The 18,082-nt window shown below is 41.5% G+C and carries 17 protein-coding genes; 2 read left to right on the top strand and 15 right to left on the bottom strand.

What is annotated here, in order from left to right:
• Window position 1 precedes the first annotated feature (1 nt).
• Window positions 2–889: a LysR family transcriptional regulator gene (locus tag GC093_RS14515; RefSeq protein ID WP_171652581.1), complete on the bottom strand. Its 888-nt coding sequence runs from the start codon at window positions 887–889 to the stop codon at window positions 2–4.
• Between the two features lie 107 nt (window positions 890–996).
• Between GC093_RS14515 and GC093_RS14510 the strand changes: the two genes are divergently transcribed.
• Window positions 997–2,382, top strand: a complete 1,386-nt coding sequence (locus GC093_RS14510) for an MFS transporter (protein WP_171652580.1) — start codon at window positions 997–999, stop codon at window positions 2,380–2,382.
• A gap of 40 nt (window positions 2,383–2,422) precedes the next feature.
• Here the strand turns inward: GC093_RS14510 and GC093_RS14505 are convergent, their stop codons facing one another.
• Complete coding sequence (locus GC093_RS14505) at window positions 2,423–2,986, bottom strand: ATP-binding protein (protein ID WP_171652579.1); 564 nt, start codon at window positions 2,984–2,986, stop codon at window positions 2,423–2,425.
• A 179-nt stretch (window positions 2,987–3,165) separates the two neighbouring features.
• On the opposite strand from GC093_RS14505, the gene GC093_RS14500 reads away from it, so the two are divergent.
• Window positions 3,166–3,687, top strand: coding sequence for a CBS domain-containing protein (locus GC093_RS14500; protein WP_312886533.1), 522 nt, complete (start codon window positions 3,166–3,168; stop codon window positions 3,685–3,687).
• 115 nt (window positions 3,688–3,802) lie between these two features.
• On the opposite strand, the gene GC093_RS14495 is transcribed toward GC093_RS14500, so the two are convergent.
• The 13 genes from GC093_RS14495 to GC093_RS14430 form a co-directional block, all read right to left on the bottom strand.
• Window positions 3,803–4,666, bottom strand: coding sequence for a helix-turn-helix transcriptional regulator (locus GC093_RS14495; RefSeq protein WP_171652578.1), 864 nt, complete (start codon window positions 4,664–4,666; stop codon window positions 3,803–3,805).
• Between the two features lie 98 nt (window positions 4,667–4,764).
• On the bottom strand, window positions 4,765–6,111 hold the full coding sequence (locus tag GC093_RS14490) for an ABC transporter substrate-binding protein (RefSeq protein ID WP_246314298.1): 1,347 nt from the start codon (window positions 6,109–6,111) through the stop codon (window positions 4,765–4,767).
• A 159-nt stretch (window positions 6,112–6,270) separates the two neighbouring features.
• Entirely contained in the window at window positions 6,271–7,818 is a 1,548-nt protein-coding gene (locus tag GC093_RS14485; protein WP_171652576.1) for a response regulator, read from the bottom strand.
• Window positions 7,815–9,503, bottom strand: coding sequence for a cache domain-containing sensor histidine kinase (locus tag GC093_RS14480; protein ID WP_171652575.1), 1,689 nt, complete (start codon window positions 9,501–9,503; stop codon window positions 7,815–7,817). The genes GC093_RS14485 and GC093_RS14480 overlap by 4 nt, the downstream gene beginning before the upstream one ends.
• 1,167 nt (window positions 9,504–10,670) lie before the next feature.
• Window positions 10,671–12,050, bottom strand: coding sequence for an NAD(P)-binding domain-containing protein (locus tag GC093_RS14475; protein WP_171652668.1), 1,380 nt, complete (start codon window positions 12,048–12,050; stop codon window positions 10,671–10,673).
• 113 nt (window positions 12,051–12,163) lie between these two features.
• Complete coding sequence (locus tag GC093_RS14470; RefSeq protein WP_171652574.1) at window positions 12,164–12,613, bottom strand: MarR family winged helix-turn-helix transcriptional regulator; 450 nt, start codon at window positions 12,611–12,613, stop codon at window positions 12,164–12,166.
• 105 nt (window positions 12,614–12,718) lie between these two features.
• Window positions 12,719–13,162 (bottom strand): protein-tyrosine phosphatase family protein, encoded by a 444-nt coding sequence (locus tag GC093_RS14465; RefSeq protein ID WP_171652573.1) that lies wholly within the window; start codon window positions 13,160–13,162, stop codon window positions 12,719–12,721.
• Between the two features lie 3 nt (window positions 13,163–13,165).
• Window positions 13,166–13,642, bottom strand: a complete 477-nt coding sequence (locus tag GC093_RS14460) for an ArsI/CadI family heavy metal resistance metalloenzyme (protein WP_171652572.1) — start codon at window positions 13,640–13,642, stop codon at window positions 13,166–13,168.
• Between the two features lie 10 nt (window positions 13,643–13,652).
• Complete coding sequence (gene arsC / locus GC093_RS14455; RefSeq protein ID WP_171652571.1) at window positions 13,653–14,078, bottom strand: arsenate reductase (thioredoxin); 426 nt, start codon at window positions 14,076–14,078, stop codon at window positions 13,653–13,655.
• Between the two features lie 40 nt (window positions 14,079–14,118).
• Complete coding sequence (locus GC093_RS14450) at window positions 14,119–15,531, bottom strand: arsenic transporter (RefSeq protein WP_171652570.1); 1,413 nt, start codon at window positions 15,529–15,531, stop codon at window positions 14,119–14,121.
• Window positions 15,532–15,544: 13 nt separating this feature from the next.
• Window positions 15,545–15,856: an ArsR/SmtB family transcription factor gene (locus tag GC093_RS14445; protein WP_171652569.1), complete on the bottom strand. Its 312-nt coding sequence runs from the start codon at window positions 15,854–15,856 to the stop codon at window positions 15,545–15,547.
• A 577-nt stretch (window positions 15,857–16,433) separates the two neighbouring features.
• The gene (locus GC093_RS14435; RefSeq protein WP_171652567.1) at window positions 16,434–16,814 is read right to left on the bottom strand and encodes a MerR family transcriptional regulator; all 381 of its coding nucleotides are present in this window, start codon (window positions 16,812–16,814) and stop codon (window positions 16,434–16,436) included.
• A gap of 76 nt (window positions 16,815–16,890) precedes the next feature.
• Entirely contained in the window at window positions 16,891–17,871 is a 981-nt protein-coding gene (locus GC093_RS14430; RefSeq protein WP_171652566.1) for an aldo/keto reductase, read from the bottom strand.
• Window positions 17,872–18,082: the final 211 nt, after the last annotated feature.

Below are 18,082 nucleotides of genomic sequence, written 5' to 3'. Positions count from 1 at the left end.
ATTAAATTGTCTGTTTGGATATCGCCCCAAAATATTCTAAAACGACCTCACGGAATTCCAGAGCAGCCCGCGAAATGTACCGACTCCTGTGCCATAATAAAGCTATCTCCCGTACCAATTCGTGATTCTCAACTTGGAGATATTTGATATGTTCCTGTGATAGCCTTGCCGTGCTTGGAATGAAAGCTATGCCAATTTCGGCTTCCACAAGAGTATTTAGCCTTGCAGGTTCATCACCCTCATATACATATCTAGGTACAAATCCAACTGATTTGCATATAGAGTCCACTAGATCGCGAGTACCGTAGCCTTTCTTTACACCGACAAACCATTCATCCCTTAGTTCTGTCAAGGATACACTACTTCGGTCTGCCAGACGATGCCCTTTTGGAACAGCTACAAGGATAGGGTCTATGAACACGATTTGACATTCAATGTCATCCCCTTGTATAGGAGGTGAGGACAAGCAGAAATCAACCTCTCCTCTATGAAGAAGCGTAACCATTTCCTGCGTGGTCAGCATTTGCACATGAAATTGGATATAGGGACGCCTTTTCCGAAACTCTCGAAGGATATTTGGTAACGTGCTTGCAGTGGTCACCGCCAATTCAAGCGTGCCATGTTCTGGGCTGGATAAATCGCTAAGCTCTTGCTTCCCCTGTTCCAATTCAAACAAAGCTCTTTCTGCACGTTGAAGGAATCTGTTTCCGAACTCATTCAATCGTAGCTTCCTCCCTATTCGATCGAATAGAGGGACCCCTAGATCCTCCTCCAAGCGTTGAATTGTTTTGCTTAGTGACGACTGAGTAACGTGCAGACTTCGTGCAGCTTCGGTCACATGTTCCAATCGAGCTACCGCGAGAAAATATTGTAGTTGAAGAAGTTCCATTTCGCACCCTCATTCCCTCAAGTCAATGAAATCATAACATAAAATGCGTTGGAATGAATAATTAATTTCAAGTACGATGAAATCAATACACTATAGGGGGACCACAAATGAATACTCGCAGCAGGTGGTTGATGATTTCCGTTGGCCTTGGGATACTATTGAATCCATTAAATTCCTCGATGGTTTCTGTTGCTATTCCAAGGCTGCAAAATGTGTTCCAACTTGACTTTACAGATGTTTCCTGGATTATTTTTTCTTTCTACATTGCCAGCGCTATCGCTCAACCTGTCATGGGAAGGGCCAGTGATGTATTCGGTCGCAGGAGGATATTTCTTACCGGGCTTGTTGTAGCCTTCGTTACATCATTATTAGCTCCACTATCACCAAGCTTTGGGTGGCTCATCGTGTTCCGCATTCTGCAATCCATCGGAACAAGCATGATGGTTGCGGTTGGAATGGCCATTGTACGAATTCATATTACGGAGAACCAAGCGACTGCGCTGTCTGTTTTATCCATATTCCTATCTGGAGCGGCAGCAATTGGACCCTTTATTGGCGGGGTCTTGATTCACTGGTGGGGTTGGCCAGCTATCTTTTTCGTCAATATTCCGTTCGTGGTGCTGAGCTTTCTATTATCTTGGAGGAATATTCCTAAGGACGAGCCGACAACATCCGTTACACGCAACATGTCCATTCGTAAATGGTTTGAATTGATTGATGCGTCAGGGATTCTGCTCTTCACAGTAGGTCTGGTTGCCCTACTCATTGGATTACTATCAGCAAAATCATCAGGGCATATCTCATCTGGGCATGTCATTGTCGCGCTGATAGGCCTCGTTGCAATGGGGGCTTTCGTACGACACGAGTTAAAGGTGACGTCACCCTTTATTCCTTTGCGCACATTTGCTAAATATCCTGCGATGACTTATGTCAATATCGAATTCTTGCTAGTTAACGTACTTTTTTACTCGCTCTTTTTTGGGCTTCCGTCCTACTTGCAAATGGTACGTCATGTCAGCGAATTCGATACAGGGATTCTCATGCTAAACTTAGGCTTGTGCTCGCTCGTTGCTTCTCCAATTGCAGGACGATGGATCGATAAATCAGGACCTCGACCAGCATTGCTAGTATCTGGAATACTGATGACACTTGGGTCTGTATGGATCGTGACATTGAATCAAACTTCACCAGTTGTCAGTGTGTGTTTGGCTTTAGCTGCATTCGGTATTAGCAATGGCTTGAACAATGTCGGGATGCAAGCGGCTTTGTTTAAAAGTTCTCCAAAAGAAATAATCGGTGTAGCATCTGGATTATTTAATACATCAAGATACTTGGGAACCATTCTCTCTTCATTGTTGATAGGCATTGTAATGGGAGGTAACTTCAGCTTCGGTGGATTTCGAGTTCTTGGGATTATCCTCACGGTAATTGCATTGTCCTTGGTATTTATGAGTTGGTGGCGCCGGGAGTCAGGGCAATTGGCAGAGTCTTAGGTCCACCATTTGTAGCAAACAAACTTCGTCGTGATCCGTATTATGCTAAACCTTGAGCAATATTGACGATTAATTCAATAACTGACTGAACATCATCAGCGCTTTTGATTACAAATAAGTGGTCAGCTTCTCCATCTGTTGGTGCTAACACTTCAATTTTATGAGAATCAGCTTGTTGTCGAATAAGTACTTCCTCAAAAGTAGAAGCACTCCTAAATACATTTGTGTTTCGCTGACTATTAGTAACTCTTGCTTGAAGAACACAATCTGGAATGTCAAAATTGACAAGGATGCTGATAAAGCTTTTATTTTCAAAATGTGAGAGTAGCTCCAGCCGACCTTTGCGAGAGCGATTTGAGTTGCAAAGAATTAGATGAAATTGGGTCTGATTAATAGCATAATCTACAATTGTTTGAGTAATGGCGTATTTAATAGTATTAGGTCCTTGTCTTGGTAGTAAAGTTTTGTAATACGTGTTGATGAAATCGGCATGGTTATCTTGGTCAATCACAAGTGAGTTGTGTAATTGTTGCTCTAATGCTTTAGCAAATGTAGTTTTCCCGCTGTGGGTTTTACCGACTGTAATGATCACTAACCTTTTCATCAAGGCAACTCCTCTTTCCAAGGTGGTTAAGGCTTTACAATAAATCTTACCATTAAATTCCTACTCTCATTACTAACTTTCACCTGATAACTTCATCATAATTACCTGATAATTAGCAACAACCACGAATAACTGCCAGTTAGCGAAAAGAGGTCAATCCCCTAAGAGGAATGACCTTTTTGTCTTTCGACAGAACTTTTAGCATCCATTATTCGATAATGTTAGGTGTGCCCCATTCACTTCCACATGCGCCCCGCGACGAAATGTGCTTTAATATACAAAAGGAGCGTGATTCAATGGACATCAAATCGTTTCTATATCCCAAGAACGAGGTCTCATACCTCATGACATCCTCTAATATGAAAGAAGCCATGGATAAATTAGAGGCGAGCCACTATACGGCCATTCCGATCTTGGACGAAAATGGCTTATATTTCGGAACGCTATCCGAGGGAGATTTGTTATGGAAGCTGAAAGCCACACCCGGCCTCGGCTTCGATATGATGCACGAAATTCCTGTCGTCTCCATCAAAAAACGGACGAAAGTCGAATGCGTCGCGATCAGCGCCGATTTGGACGATATGCTGGCGCTGGCGGCCGATCAGAACTTCGTTCCGGTCGTAGACGCCGATCGCGTCTTCCTAGGTATTATTCGCCGCAAGGATATAATCGAATACTATACCCGGAATATTGCTGATTAGTTGGAAAGACCTGATCTTGCGATCATGAAGGCTGCCGTTCGCCGGCAGCCTTATCTTTGTTCTTAATGTTATTGAGCTATCTATATTATCCCCATAATAGGGTATAAGTTAATTATCATCTACTTTGGTTTTTGCGATATTGGCTTGGCGTGATCCCCATTTTTTTTCGGAATAGCGCATGAAAAAATTTCATATCCAAGTAGCCTACTTGATTGGCAACCTGATAAATGGGTATATCCGTAGATATCAAAAGCTCGCAGCTCTTTTGAACCCTAATATTTTGCAAATACTGGGTAAAGGTTGAATCTGTCGTTCTCTTGAACAACCGTTGGAAATGACTCGAACTTAAATAGAAATTTTCGGCAACTTCTTGTACGGTAATGTTCTGGGTAGAGTTGCATTTGATGAATTGAATAATTTCTTCCATTTTATTAATTGTTGTGGGATTCTCTGAATTCATAGCAGCACGCTGAAGCATAACCAGTATTTGAACAAGACTCGAAACAAGCAAAGCTTCATATCCGGTGTAACGCTTCAAATATTCCGAATACATCTTTTGAACCATCTCAAAGAAAATATTGTGTCTATCCTCATAATGAAGCCAGCGATCCGTGCATTTATCAGGCTTGTAAACGATTTCAACCATTTTAGACCCAACCGGTAAAAGCGCTTTCCAATCTCTAAGGATTTCAGCGTTGAATAGACATTTGTATACAACGAGCGCATGATCTTGTCTTCGGGAATGAGGCCGATAAGTATGCGGAATCCCACTGGGAATGATAAACATATCCCCATGCTTAACTGGAATTACTTGATCCTCAATATGTAGATGACCTGAGCCTTCTACTACCAAGCTGATACTAGTAAATTCAAGTATTTGCTGAACATCTGTAAACGCTTTCTCATAACTGTTTAAACTAATAGTGATGTGGCCCTCATCGGAGGAAACCTCATTCATATGCTCTATTTTTTCGAACAAGTTCTATACACCTCACTCTCGTAAATCCGGCCAGCAGATTTCCCTATATTAACCTACTAGCCTTTATGTTATTTTCAGAGATTAGCAGGATGTTAACCTCAATCGTACTCGCTAATCCCACCTTCCTTCTGAGTTTTTGTTGCCTCTTCTATGTTCTTGTTCATGGATTCATTGGTCTTTCTTAATGCTGTTTGAGTGTCAATTGAATCCGATGAAATCATTCTCCACATCAGATACGTATCTTCGTTTATAAAGGTCAGGCCTGGCTTACGAGAAGGCGGCTTCGCACTATTCAGAGCAAATAATGATTGTATGTGCTTTCCTTGCCACTCTGGTACAGCTTGGCCAAAAGCTTGTTGAGCTGCAGTATCCTTGAGCGGAACCATGATCCCTTGCTTGGCTATCTCCACTTGAATCTCAGGAGATAACAGATAAGCGATAACCTGGAAAGCCAAGTCCTTATTATTGGATTGATTTGTGATAAACATGCCGTATGTATTTGGCTGAAATCTGGACTTCAGAGCTTCCGGAAAAATCGGAGCCGAAGCGAAATCGAAATTCAAGTTTTTGTTTTCGGTCACAAATTTCGTTACATTTTCCATCGAGTCTATGACCATTGCAACACGACCTCTGGAGAATTCATTCGTATTGACCAAGGGATTGCCTGGAATTTCGTAGAAACGTCTAAGATTATCAACAATTTTCGTCCATTTATCAGAAACCATGGAGGCTTGATTTTCGTTCGGATCAAGCCCTGGCTCCGACAGTTGATTGAATCGCAAGTAAGCGGCAGGATTCATTTGGAAGCCTCTATAGGGAATGTCTCCCTCTTGTCGGGTTAGCTTTTTGGCTAACTCGTAAGCATCGTCCCAAGTCATTCCATCTTTCGGATAATCTAATCCTGCCTTATCAAAAATCTCTTTATTGTAAACCATCACATATTCATTAGAATTATAGGGCAACGAGTATAGTTTACCGTCCGATGAGTTGATTGAATGCTGCATAAAGGCCGGATTCAACGTACTCGTATCGAAATTATACTTTTTGATTAAATCTGTCATATCAAATTCCATTTTGAACCTTCGTACCTGCCTGTATGTATTACGGCGAACATCGTCGAAGATAATATCAGGAATGGTACCGTTTGCAATCATGTCTTCATATCGTTTACCCGGATTATCCCAGGCAACATGCTTGATTTTGATATCCGGGAACTTCTTTTTTATAAATTGACCGATTTGCCTCTCAAAAATTTCTTTCTTTGCGAAATATGATGGCCAAGCTGTGAAGATGAACAATTCCTTATCTGGCGTCTGGGCTACAGCTTCAGAAGACGGTGTGCCTTCCGTAGTTCTGACCGATTCCCTATTCGTCTCGCCAAAACATCCCGCCAAGACAACTAACATGGAACCGATCAAACATGATTTCCTTATAACCTTCTTCAATTTTGGACCAGACCTCCTGTAGTTGAACACATACTCATCATAAACGCTGGTGAGCGTTGTGATAATTCTAATATTTTAAGAATAGTGGACAGTTTTAATATAGATTAACCTCTATATATAGCCTGATTGCGCTGTCTATAGGTCATAAAAGCTTTTCAGCTAACGATAAAGCCTTTGAAACTCTCCTGGCGTATGCCCCGTAGCCTCTTTAAACACACGCGAGAAATATTTTGCGTCCGAGTACCCTACTTGTTCCGCAATTTCAAACGCTTTCAGCTTATTCAAAATCAACAGCTCTTTTGCCTTCCTAATTCTCAATTCTTTGATAAATGATGTAAAAGAAATGCCCAGCTCTTTTTGAAATAATGAACTCAAATATTCTGGTGTTATGCAAAATAAATTCGCTAGCTCCTCCAGTGTAATCCCACTTTGATATTTATCCTGTATCATTTTCACCGCTTTATTGATTACAAGACTATGCGATTTAGGCAACGTTATAAATCCTTCAGCAATCTTGTCAGTGGTGTCCCGGAACACTTCCTTCAGCTCATAGGGCGTCTGCACAAGCGAAAGCCGATTATATATATCTTTCTGTTCTTTTGCAATTTTGACTTCCCCAAGGATAACTCCCGCCACGTACAGAATCGCAGCTGCAAACTGAATGCAAGCATCAATGACATGCTGCGGCTCGGCAGCCTCTCTTATGCAATACTCTACAAAGAGCTCCGCCTCTGATCTAAGCCTTGCCTGATCATGGCTTGATACCGCTTCTTTTATTCGCTGTTCCCACTCGGTTGAGTAATGAAAAGCTCCTCTTGTCACGTTGCTAATCATATGTTTATCCAAAGCTTTACGAGTACCGATAATCAGAGCCCACTTACGCATGGACCTGACATTAAGCATTTCGATTTTTAAATTTTTGATATGAGGAAGGATCGTCCAGGTAATGACGAAATCGTCCAACTGCAAGGAATAAAGCTTTGTAATCAGATGTTCCCACAGGCTGCTCATATTTGGCTTTGATGACTTCATATGGAGTAAAATATTGATTTCAAATAGCTCCGGAATTTCAACTAACGTAAAATCATTGATCCTGCTGTCCTGCCCTAAAATGTGATGAAGGGTGCTTTTTACTTCCAACAGCAATTCCTCGGAAGATTTGCCGATATAGACGGATGCGATATAGCGAGTCGAAGAATCGTCTTCTCCGATCCATTGTTTGACGTGCTCAGGTATACGTTCAACATCAACGTCCGCTTGTGTGAGCATGAGTTTGACCACTTGCTCGCGATCCATACTGCTTTCAGTTGCGGGTATTCCATTCTGCAGATCGTTGGTCATATCTTTCTCCGCATTCAGGAGCACTTGCTTTAAATCATCTGCTGTAATCGGTTTCAGTAAATACTCGATGACGAAACCGATCTGCAAGGCTTTTCGCGCGAATTCAAATTCGGAATAACCGCTTAAAATAACCGTTCTCGGTGTGATGCCTTCTTCCTTCAGAGCCTCCAACATTTCAATTCCACCCATTAAAGGCATTCTAATATCCGTAATGACCAGATCTGGCTTCATTTGTTTAATAGAGGCTATACCTTCCAGGCCATTCTCGCATTCTCCGACAACTTGGTACACATCGCTTAATTTGTGGATCAATCGAGAAATGCCTTTACGGATTCTGTCTTCATCTTCAACTACTATAATTCTCATGCATTTCCCTCCTTCAGCAGCGGTACAATGATACTGACTTTGGTGCCTTGACCCCGAGTGCTCTCAATTGTGCAATTCGCTTGATCTCCGTAATATAAATACAATCTCTCCATCACATTCCGTATTCCTATTCCAAAGCTTGTTCCCGATGTATCCTTGGTTGTGCTTTCCATCATACCTTTAACAACGGTTTCTTCCATACCGCAGCCGTTATCTTCTATTTCAATGCATAAGAAGCTTTCGTCCAAAATATAAAAGTGAATGTGCAGCTCGGCGCCAGCTTTCATTCCTGCGAAACCATGTATGATCGTATTTTCGACGAATGGCTGGAGTAACAGTTTATAGATTTTAGCCTTTTTCAGCTCTGGATCGATATGTATGTAGTATTGAAATGAGTCGTTAAATCGATTTTTTTGCAGAAACAAATATTGCTCCAACCACTCGAGCTCTTGAGCTAGCAGCACCATTTGATTGCTGTAGCTCACGCTATAACGCAGAATAAGGGCAAGCCCCTTTAACATCCGACTGATATCATGCTCTTCTTTGTCGATGGCCATCCAATTGATTGAATCCAATGTATTATATAAAAAATGCGGATTGATCTGAGCTTCTAAAGATCGGATTTCTGACTCCTTTTGTTTTTGAACAGCTATCTTCGTTTCTTCCATCAACTCATTGATAGTCGTCATCATCTTATTGTAACTAGAAGCAATAATTGAAATTTCATCGCTTGCATTATCCTCTAACTTTACTTTAAGGTTACCTTGCTCGGCTATCCGCATCGCATTCACAATTTTCCGTATGGATTGGGTAAGAAGGCCAGAGAAATATATAATGAGTAGAATCGAAAATGAAAACACTATAATTGCCATCCAAATATTAATTTTCTGCATGGAGTATATCTCCGAAAACATTTTCTCTTCGCTAGTTACATTTACAATAGTCCAACCTGTCTGCTCATTTGGGTAGTAGTTAATGATGGATGACTGTCCCATAACCACCGCCTGCTGGGGAAGATTTTCTAAAGATGAATTCTTTGTGTTCAATAGGTTGAGAAAGCTCGTCCCGATCTTTTCTTTCTCCGGGAATGTCACAATATTTCTAGTGCCATCTATTAAAAAGTTAATGCTTGTAATTCGGTCCGCTTGGTTATCCATTAACGAAATGCTGGATGCCTTAGAAAGAATGGATTCATCCAAATCCATGATGAGGTATCCCATTATTTCCAGTTGCCCTGACGATATGCCAAACACCTTTCTAGCGATATGAAATACGTTGTGCTCCTTAATATCGTCAGCCTTCACTTTTTCTGTTACGGTAATGAGAGGACCCTGTTGTAAGTTTTTCAACTTCAATAGGTACGGCGCAGCATCCCTATTTTGATTCCATGATGAACCAGTTTTTTTATCATAAGACACTAGAACTACTCCATTATTATCAAAAAAGGTAATGCCTTGAATCCCTTCCTTAGAGTTTGAATATCCGGAAAACACCTTTTGAACCACATCTGAGTGAATAAGCTTATCAAAATCAGAGCCGTGAAGCAGTTTATCGGTCGATTTGGCAAAGTCTGTATCAACAATTAATTGATATAAAGTATCATCATATTCGGATAAGCTTGCGTTGAGATTTTTATTCGTCTGGATCAAATTATAGTTAACCAATTCGTTTATTTTTGTTTTCATTGCTTTTGTTGAATTCCAATAAGTTATGTAATGCATGAAGATTGACGGCAAGAAAGCGACCAGCACAAAAGTAATAATTAACTTATTCTTGTAGTTTATCTTAGGTTTCTTAAAACCCAACATTCAATCACCCAATTTTGGTTTATTTTGTTCTATAATAAATCTTCTCCGATAATCTTGCTATAGAAATTACGTATATTTTAGTTTTCTAATATCCTGAGCCCTATTATTCCCTCTTCCTCAACAACCTCGAGATACAAATAATTAGCCTCCTTCGTTGCGTCATACATATAATGGGAAGCGAATATCCAACCAGCAGATAATCTGATACTAAAAAACGCGATTCACGCGGTGATTAATGAGATAAAGTTCTTGTCACTCGATATTTTTCCGCTACCGTCAAAAAGTCCCCGCCGTAAATTGGCGGGGACTTTTGATAAAAGCAGGACCAAACGTCCCTTTAACTTCCTTGCTGCTCATTCATAGCGGCCAGCTTTCTCTATCACTCCGAACGGGATAACGCCGACTCATGAGAATGATCGATGGACGCAGCTTGATGTTCTTAATCGCCCAGAGTTAAATCCTTAAAAGCGTTTTCGTTATGCATTCTGAGTTTGTCTGCTCAAAATTAAAAAAGCCTACTGTTGTAGGCTCTTTAAATGTTACGTATATAACAAAGTGATTACAAGCAGCTCATAAAGGACTAAGGTAAGAATAAGTTCGTCATTGTTGTGATAAGGATTAAAGAAAGCACGATTTGCCCCTTGATTTGGAACTGCTAAATACAATAAGCCCCTCTCGCACTTTACGATCCTCCCCATGAAAACTTGACCATCAATGGTCTCAATTCTTACAAAATGATTCGCATGATGTCTGCAAACATTGTGTAAATGGGTTCTAATGGATTTTAGAGTTTGGATTGAATTACTGTCTGCGTGATATAAGACTTTTTCTTGATGTAGTCCCATTTGATAACTCATTTTGTGGCTTCCTTCCATTGGAATTTATATATCATATGCCCAATATGTTTCTTTGCTCATTGGACAATATTAATTGGGCTTGACATACTAATTCCGATAAGTTTACTAATCAAAAGAACCTCCAATAATGGAGGCTCTTGGTAAACATTCACACGCTTAGTGACGTGAAAGAATTCAATCAATACCCCTAACCTACGCTGGGGGTACAACAACTTTCGGGGCTCTCCGAAGGTGAATTAGTTATACTACATACACCTGTTTCTGGTAAATCCAGTTCTACCTTCAAAGCTGCTTCATAATCCCCTGCCAAATAGGCAACTACGGATCTAACTTGTTCATAACCGGTTGCCATGAGGAAGGTTGGTGCGCGACCGTAGCTTTTCATTCCAACGATATAAAATCCCTTTTCTACATGACGTAGCTCTTTTTCACCATGTGGACGCACGGTACCGCAGCTATGAACATTGGGATCGATAAGTGGCGCTAACGTATCTACACTTTCCGTAGCTTGATCAATGCTTAAGCGCAGCTCCCTCAGGAAGGAGAAATCCGGCCGGCTTCCTGCATTTACAATAATTCCGTCCACTTCAGTTATATCCATAGCTGTCTGATTAAGCATTCCACTTATTGTAATTTTTGATTCTTTGGATTTTACTTGTTGGATTTTGAACGGAGTCATGATTTTGATTTGTTTCGAATCTACCAGATGATGAATGCGCGTTCCAAGCTCTCCTCGCGCTGCAAGCTGATCGTTCTCTTCCCCGCCGTATGCATCCTCCACTTTGTTTTTTCGCATAAGCCATATAATTTCCGTTTCTGGATAGGATTCCTTTAATTCCGCGAGCTCTAGTAGCGTATTTAAAGCCGAATGGCCTCCACCGACAACTGCAATACGCTTACCAATATACTTATCCCCGTCTTTCCCTTTTATATCAGGAATACCATAGAAGATATTGTTACTAAGTAATTGTTCTTCTTGCGTCCATACACCACTTGCATAAAGTGGATTGGAATGTCCCCAGGTTCCCGAAGCATCAATTACTGCTTTAGCCTCATAAACCTGAAGCATTCCATTAACTTCTGCATATAGCTCAAAAGGATTACTCTCGCGATTCGTAGATTTCATTTTATCCGTATCTTTTCTACTGACTGCTACTACTTTCGTGTTTAGAATAAGTCGAGATTCGATATCTGGCAGCTGTGAAAGTGGCAATAAATATCGCTCCAATAATTCATATCCTGTAGGCAGTTCATCAGGTTCAGGAGCTACCCCACCCTGGGAGGTTAATAATCTTTCGGCCGTTTTATCAACATTGTATTGCCATGGAGAGAATAAGCGAACATGGCCCCACTCTGAAACATTATGACCAACATGTTCACCTGACTCTAGTAGAATGAATTTCTCCCCTCTCTCCACTAAATGAGCTGCAGCCGCTAGACCGATTGGACCAGCTCCGATAATGACCACGGGCAAATGATTCAAGGTTCGTTGATCGTTTCCTGATTCTTCTTTTCTTATCGGTGATGCACAGCAAGATCCTGTTTGAGTGATTTCGATGTTTTTCATCATGGGTACAACCTCCTGTTATTTCATACGAAAAGAGTAAAAATAATATTATTTGAAAGAACCCTACTAGCAGCTTATTATAGTTGCAATTTACAAGTATTAAATGAAAAAAATTACCCCAGAGGGGTCGTGCAACATTGGCTGGATTTTGCCATAGCCTCATTCAAAAGTTGAATGGAGCGAATAACCGTTTCTTTTTCGAAGTCGTTCATGTGAGAAAAGACTTCATTTAAATAAGCATTCATTTGCTGGTCAATCGTCGCAGCCACATACTTACCTTCTGTTGTCAGCGAAAGAATATACACCCTACGGTCGTCGGGATCAGGAACTTTTTTTATTAAATTCATTTTGATTAACGACTGAACTTGCCGACTAAAGGTCGTAATATCTGTACCTAATGCGTCCGCTACCTGTTGGATGGAAGGTTTATGTTGATGGTCTATCTCATATAGAATATGGCTTTGAACTAAAGAAATATCGAAGCCTCCTGCAGAACAACAATTTTTATTCAGAAATCCAAAACGGCGTGTCATGATTTGAAATAGTTCGCGAACATTTTCCACTGTGGTTTCACCTCATACCTTAGTTATACAATATTTATTTGCAATTTGCAAGTGTATTGATCATAAAAAGAAAAACCACTCGGCTGAGTGGTTCCTTTGAGCAATTTATTTACCGGGATATAATTTATTCAGGGATTCTCTCTGAGATGGCTTAATATCAATGATGTTGCGAATGCTCTTTGCCTTGGCCTCGGCTTCATCGAGCTTGTCACTTAAGCCCAATGCAAGTAAGGTGCCTGCGGCTACCGTCCCAGTTCTGCCTTTTCCTCCACCACAATGAAAAGCAATTTTCTTGTTTTGCTGGTAAGCTTCGGTGACAGCCTCGATCGCTTGCTCAAAGGCTTTTTCTTGTGGCACGGCAGAGTTGTCCGCTAACGGGATTTGAATCCATTTCGCTTTCGCCTCCAGATACGCACATTCCGTTGCTTCGCCGCGAAGATCCACAATCACTTCGATACCTTCATTTTTCACCATCGATTCTACGTCAGCTGCCGAGCCCATGAAAATTTTATTCGGAATCAATGCGTGGTAGTTTTTTTCAGTCGACATGGACTACACTCCCTTCTTAAATGATCCAAATGTTATTGGTATCGGTATCGGTGCCGCTGGCGGCACGCAGCATAAGGACAAATCCCTGCCTTCTCCGGCTGATTCGAATTCAGAATCTTCTTTTGTGCAGAAAATTTCCCAAGCGTTTCCATCCGGGTCATACACCCAAACTTTATCCTGCACCGCATAGCAGCATGTCGTATTCATCTCGTCAATCAGCAGCAACCCGCTTTGACGTAGCCGCTCCCCCATCGCCAACACTTCTTCGGTGTCATTGACTTGGAATCCCAAGTGATTCAGCACGCCTTTTTGTTCAAACGGCCGGACATTGAGCGAAAAATGCAGCGCCGGATCTTCTAATTCAAATTTCGCGTAATTATCTTTAATCTTACTCGGTTCTGCTCCAAAAAAAGCACGATAAAAGTCAAGGGACTTGTTCAGATCCGTACAGTTTAATGCGACATGCATTCTTTTGATCATCGAATCCACCTCATTTCCCTTCTTGGACGAACTGCTCTATCCGGCTCTTGATCGAGTCGCGAACAGTGCGGAACTGGTGCATGATTTCGTCTTCCGTTCCGGTCGCCTTCGCCGGATCGTCAAACCCCCAATGCCATTTAGTTACATTTTTGTTGGAGATCACAGGACAATGCTCGTCGGCGTGACCGCATAGGGTAATGACATAATCGGTACGATTCAAAATGTCCGGATCGATCACATCGGAGGTGTTTTTGCTAATATCCACACCAGCTTCGTTCATGACTTGAACCGCACGCGGATTGAGTCCATGCGCTTCAAGCCCCGCACTTTTCACTTCGTATTTATCGCTGCCCAAAGCCTTTAAAAACCCATCTGCGATTTGGCTTCTGCAGGAATTTCCTGTGCACAAAAAGTAAATTAATGGTTTTTTCTCCATGATTAAAAAATCTCCTTTGTTAGTTCAAATATAGAATCAGTTAAGCACCTTGATGTCCTCTTTTTGTTTGTTTGCTGCCCAAAAATGACTTCATGATCATCGCAATCACTACAAGGACAACCACAATCACCGTAATACATAGCCATACATTCACCTGTAAAGTTTGAAGAACATACAGCCATACATAAAGACCGATAAGAGTAATGAACAATGTGGGAATAGTTAACAGGATACCGACTTTAAAATAATAGCCCCAGCTGATTTTCACGTTTTTCGTCGATAACACATGCAGCCAAAGAAGGGTTGCCAGGGACCCGATTGGGGTAATTTTCGGTCCTAAATCCGAACCGATCACATTGGCATAAATCAGCGCTTCACGAATAAATCCATCGGTCTGTGTTCCCCGGATGGCCAGTGCATCGATCATGACCGTCGGCATGTTATTCATAATGGACGACAGGATCGCTGCGATAAAGCCCATGCCTACCGTAGCCGCGAACAGTCCATTGTCTGCGACTGCTTGAATAATGCTGCCTAACGCATCGGTCAATCCGGCGTTCCTTAAGCCATAAACCACCACATACATGCCGATGGAGAAGATAACAACAGCCCAAGGAGCGCCCTTCACCAGGTTCCATGTATGAATGGCAGGGCTTTTTCTTGCGGCTAAAAGAAGTGCAATTGCCGTGATCCCGGCAATAATGGATACGGGTATCGAGAATAATTCACTAACGAAATAAGCGACAAGCAATGCCGCTAAAATGACCCAAGATAGTTTAAACAACCTCATATCCTTGATGGCTTCCCTCGGCGTTTTTAGTTGGGTAAGATTGTAGCTTTTCGGAATGCTTTTATGAAAATACAGATACAACACAATAAGGCTGGCAATGATGGAGAAAAAATTCGGAACCATCATACGGCTTGCGTATTCCGCAAAACCGATGTTGAAATAATCGGCCGATACAATGTTGACCAAGTTACTGACGACAAGCGGCAAAGAAGCCGTATCGGCAATGAATCCACTCGCCATAATAAATGGCAGGATCATCTTGTCATCAAATTTAAGCGCTCGGACCATGGCGAGCACAATCGGTGTAATGATCAACGCCGCGCCATCATTGGCAAACAGGGCAGCAACCGCCGATCCAAGCAGAATGATAAATACAAACATGAGCAGACCGTTTCCGCGTGCAAGCCGCGCCATATGTAAAGCCGCCCACTCAAAAAATCCGATTTCTTCCAGCACCAGGGAGATTAAAATAATGGCTACGAATGCCAAGGTTGCGTTCCACACGATGCCTGTTACAGTACCAACGTCTGCGAAGCTGACCACGCCGAAAGTTAAAGCGAGGATGGCTCCAGCACTTGCCGACCAGCCGATATTTAATCCTTTTGGTTGCCAAATGACAAACGTTAGAGTTACTAAAAAAATAAGGAACGCAGTAATAGCCATGTAATCCTCCACACTATTCACAGTCATTTTTTAACTGATCGATTTTTTCTTTTAAGGATGGGATATATCCTAATACTGCCTGAATGTACGGCTTGTCATCAATATTTAAGGAATAATATATCCATTGACCTTTACGCGTTTCGTTCACAAGTCCGGCTGATTTTAATTTGCGCAGATGCTGGCTTGCGTTGGGCTGTGACGTTTCCAATAAATCCACAATGTCACAAACGCAAAGAGCTCGCTCTTTCAATAAAGCCAGCATCGTGAGCCGAGTCTTGTCTCCGAGCAGTTTAAAATTTTCTGACATTTCATTGATTTGTTCCATATCAACCCTCCCTTGAATGCTATAGGACCTTATGCACTAGAATTCATTTTATCTCCAACAAAATCTCTAGCAAACGCTTCTTCAGCCATTTGACTTCTACACACATTATGAACACATAAGAAATACATACGCCAAGGCTTATCCATATACTCACCTCTCACCAAAACGAATTACTTAATAAATATATACGAATGCACTTATATAATCAATTAGTTATATTATTAAAAAATTGTAAACGATACATAGATTAAAGGCTAGCTGAACGACCACCAGGGGCATCCGTTACAACAAAAAGCCAAAAGAGGAGCTTCTTGATGCAAGCTCCTACCTTACATTCTATTTTAGACCTCATAGCAACTGACTGGATTTATAAGTTATGTTTTTTTAGTGGCTATTTATTGCAGGTTTTTTTATGCATTTCAAAAAATTCTGCTCGTTAGCTGACGGATGTTATCCATCAACTTTGAATGTTACTTGAACCGGCTTATATGTTAGCTCAAGAGAACTCTTGCTCTTTTCGTTTTTGCTACGTGGGTTATTCAACCATTCATCAAGAATCAGAACCAGACGTAAATTCTTACGATCTATTCAGTGTTTTTTCTTTTTCAACTATTGTCTGATCATATCTGGAAATTTTATAATCCAAGCGTTCCAACACTTTCTTCATATCTTCCATTCTTGTTATGAGCAGCTTACGCTGCTGGATTAGAAGTTCTTTTCTAGCTTCCATGGTTGCATCCCCGTGTTGAAACAACCCGACATATTCAATCAAAATTTCAACTGGAAGACCTACGCTTCGCATACATTTGATAAATTCAACCCACCTGCAGTCTTCTTCCGTATAATCCCTGATTCCGCTTTTATTGCGGTTCACCCGCGGAATAAGTCCGATTCGTTCATAATAGCGGAGTGTATCCTGTGACAAATCAAATTTTTCACTTACTTCTGCTATCAACATGAAGATTTCACCTCCCAAATTCAGATCAAGAACACCCCGGTGTAAATAGCTAGGGGCGTTCTTGTCGTTTCTTATATCAAACTGCACCAACTACCGGATGAGGAACATACGGATCTTCCAACGAGGCAACTTCTTCCGGTGATAACGTAATCGAAAGAGCATCTACCGCATCTTCGAGATGAGACAATTTCGTAGCGCCGATAATGGGAGCTGTTACTGGTTCTTTCTGTAACAACCAGGCAAGTGCAATTTGAGCGCGGGGAACACCATGTTTTTCTGCAATTGCTGCTACACGCTCCACAATCAATCGATCAGTATTAGCAGTCGCATCGTATTTGGATTTCTGAACTTGATCGGTTTCGGAACGATGCGTTGTTTCCGACCAATCACGCGTCAATCTTCCTGATGCGAGCGGGCTGTATGGAATCACACCGATTTTTTCTTCCTTACAAAGCGGCAGCATCTCCCTCTCCTCTTCACGGTATATGAGGTTTAAATGATTCTGCATCGACACAAACCTAGTCCATCCATTTTTCTCGGCTACATGTAATGCCTTTTGGAACTGCCATGCGTACATGGCTGAAGCACCAATGTATCTGGCCTTCCCAGCCTTAACAACATCATGCAATGCTTCCATCGTTTCTTCAATAGGAGTATTGTAATCCCAGCGGTGGATTTGATAAAGGTCTACATAATCTGTTCCCAATCTCTTAAGACTCTTATCAATTTCACTCATGATTGCCTTTCGGGAAAGACCAGCACCATTTGGACCTTGATGCATGCGGAAATGAACCTTTGTCGCGAGGACAATTTCATCACGATTAGCATGATCCTTTAAAATCCGTCCAACAATTTCCTCGCTTGTTCCGTCTGAATATACATTCGCCGTATCAAAAAAATTGATACCAAACTCCAGAGCTTTTTTTATAATAGGACGACTGCGCTCTTCATCAAGTACCCATGGATGAACCCACCGTTCTGCTACACCAAAGCTCATACAGCCAAGGCAAATCCGAGATACATCCAAGCCAGTATTTCCAAGTTTCACATATTCCATTTGATTGTTCCTCACTTTCCAATATATATTGTTTCCTTTAAATGAAGTTTACACCTTGGAGTTAACTCCAAGTCAAGCGATTTTGTTATGCAGTTCGTGTTTAATTATCCTGCTCGTTTGGTGAGTATAAAACTGCTGATTGTTGCCGGCAGCCTCGTCCTGTGTTTGTTGAGCATTCGTTCTTTCATGGTAGTTCAACGGTGAACTGCCG

The organism is Paenibacillus foliorum, assembly GCF_013141765.1.
Lineage (GTDB): Bacteria > Bacillota > Bacilli > Paenibacillales > NBRC-103111 > Paenibacillus_S > Paenibacillus_S foliorum.
The sequence above is the reverse complement of the archived record's forward strand: the minus strand, read 5'-3'. Positions and strand labels throughout refer to the sequence as shown.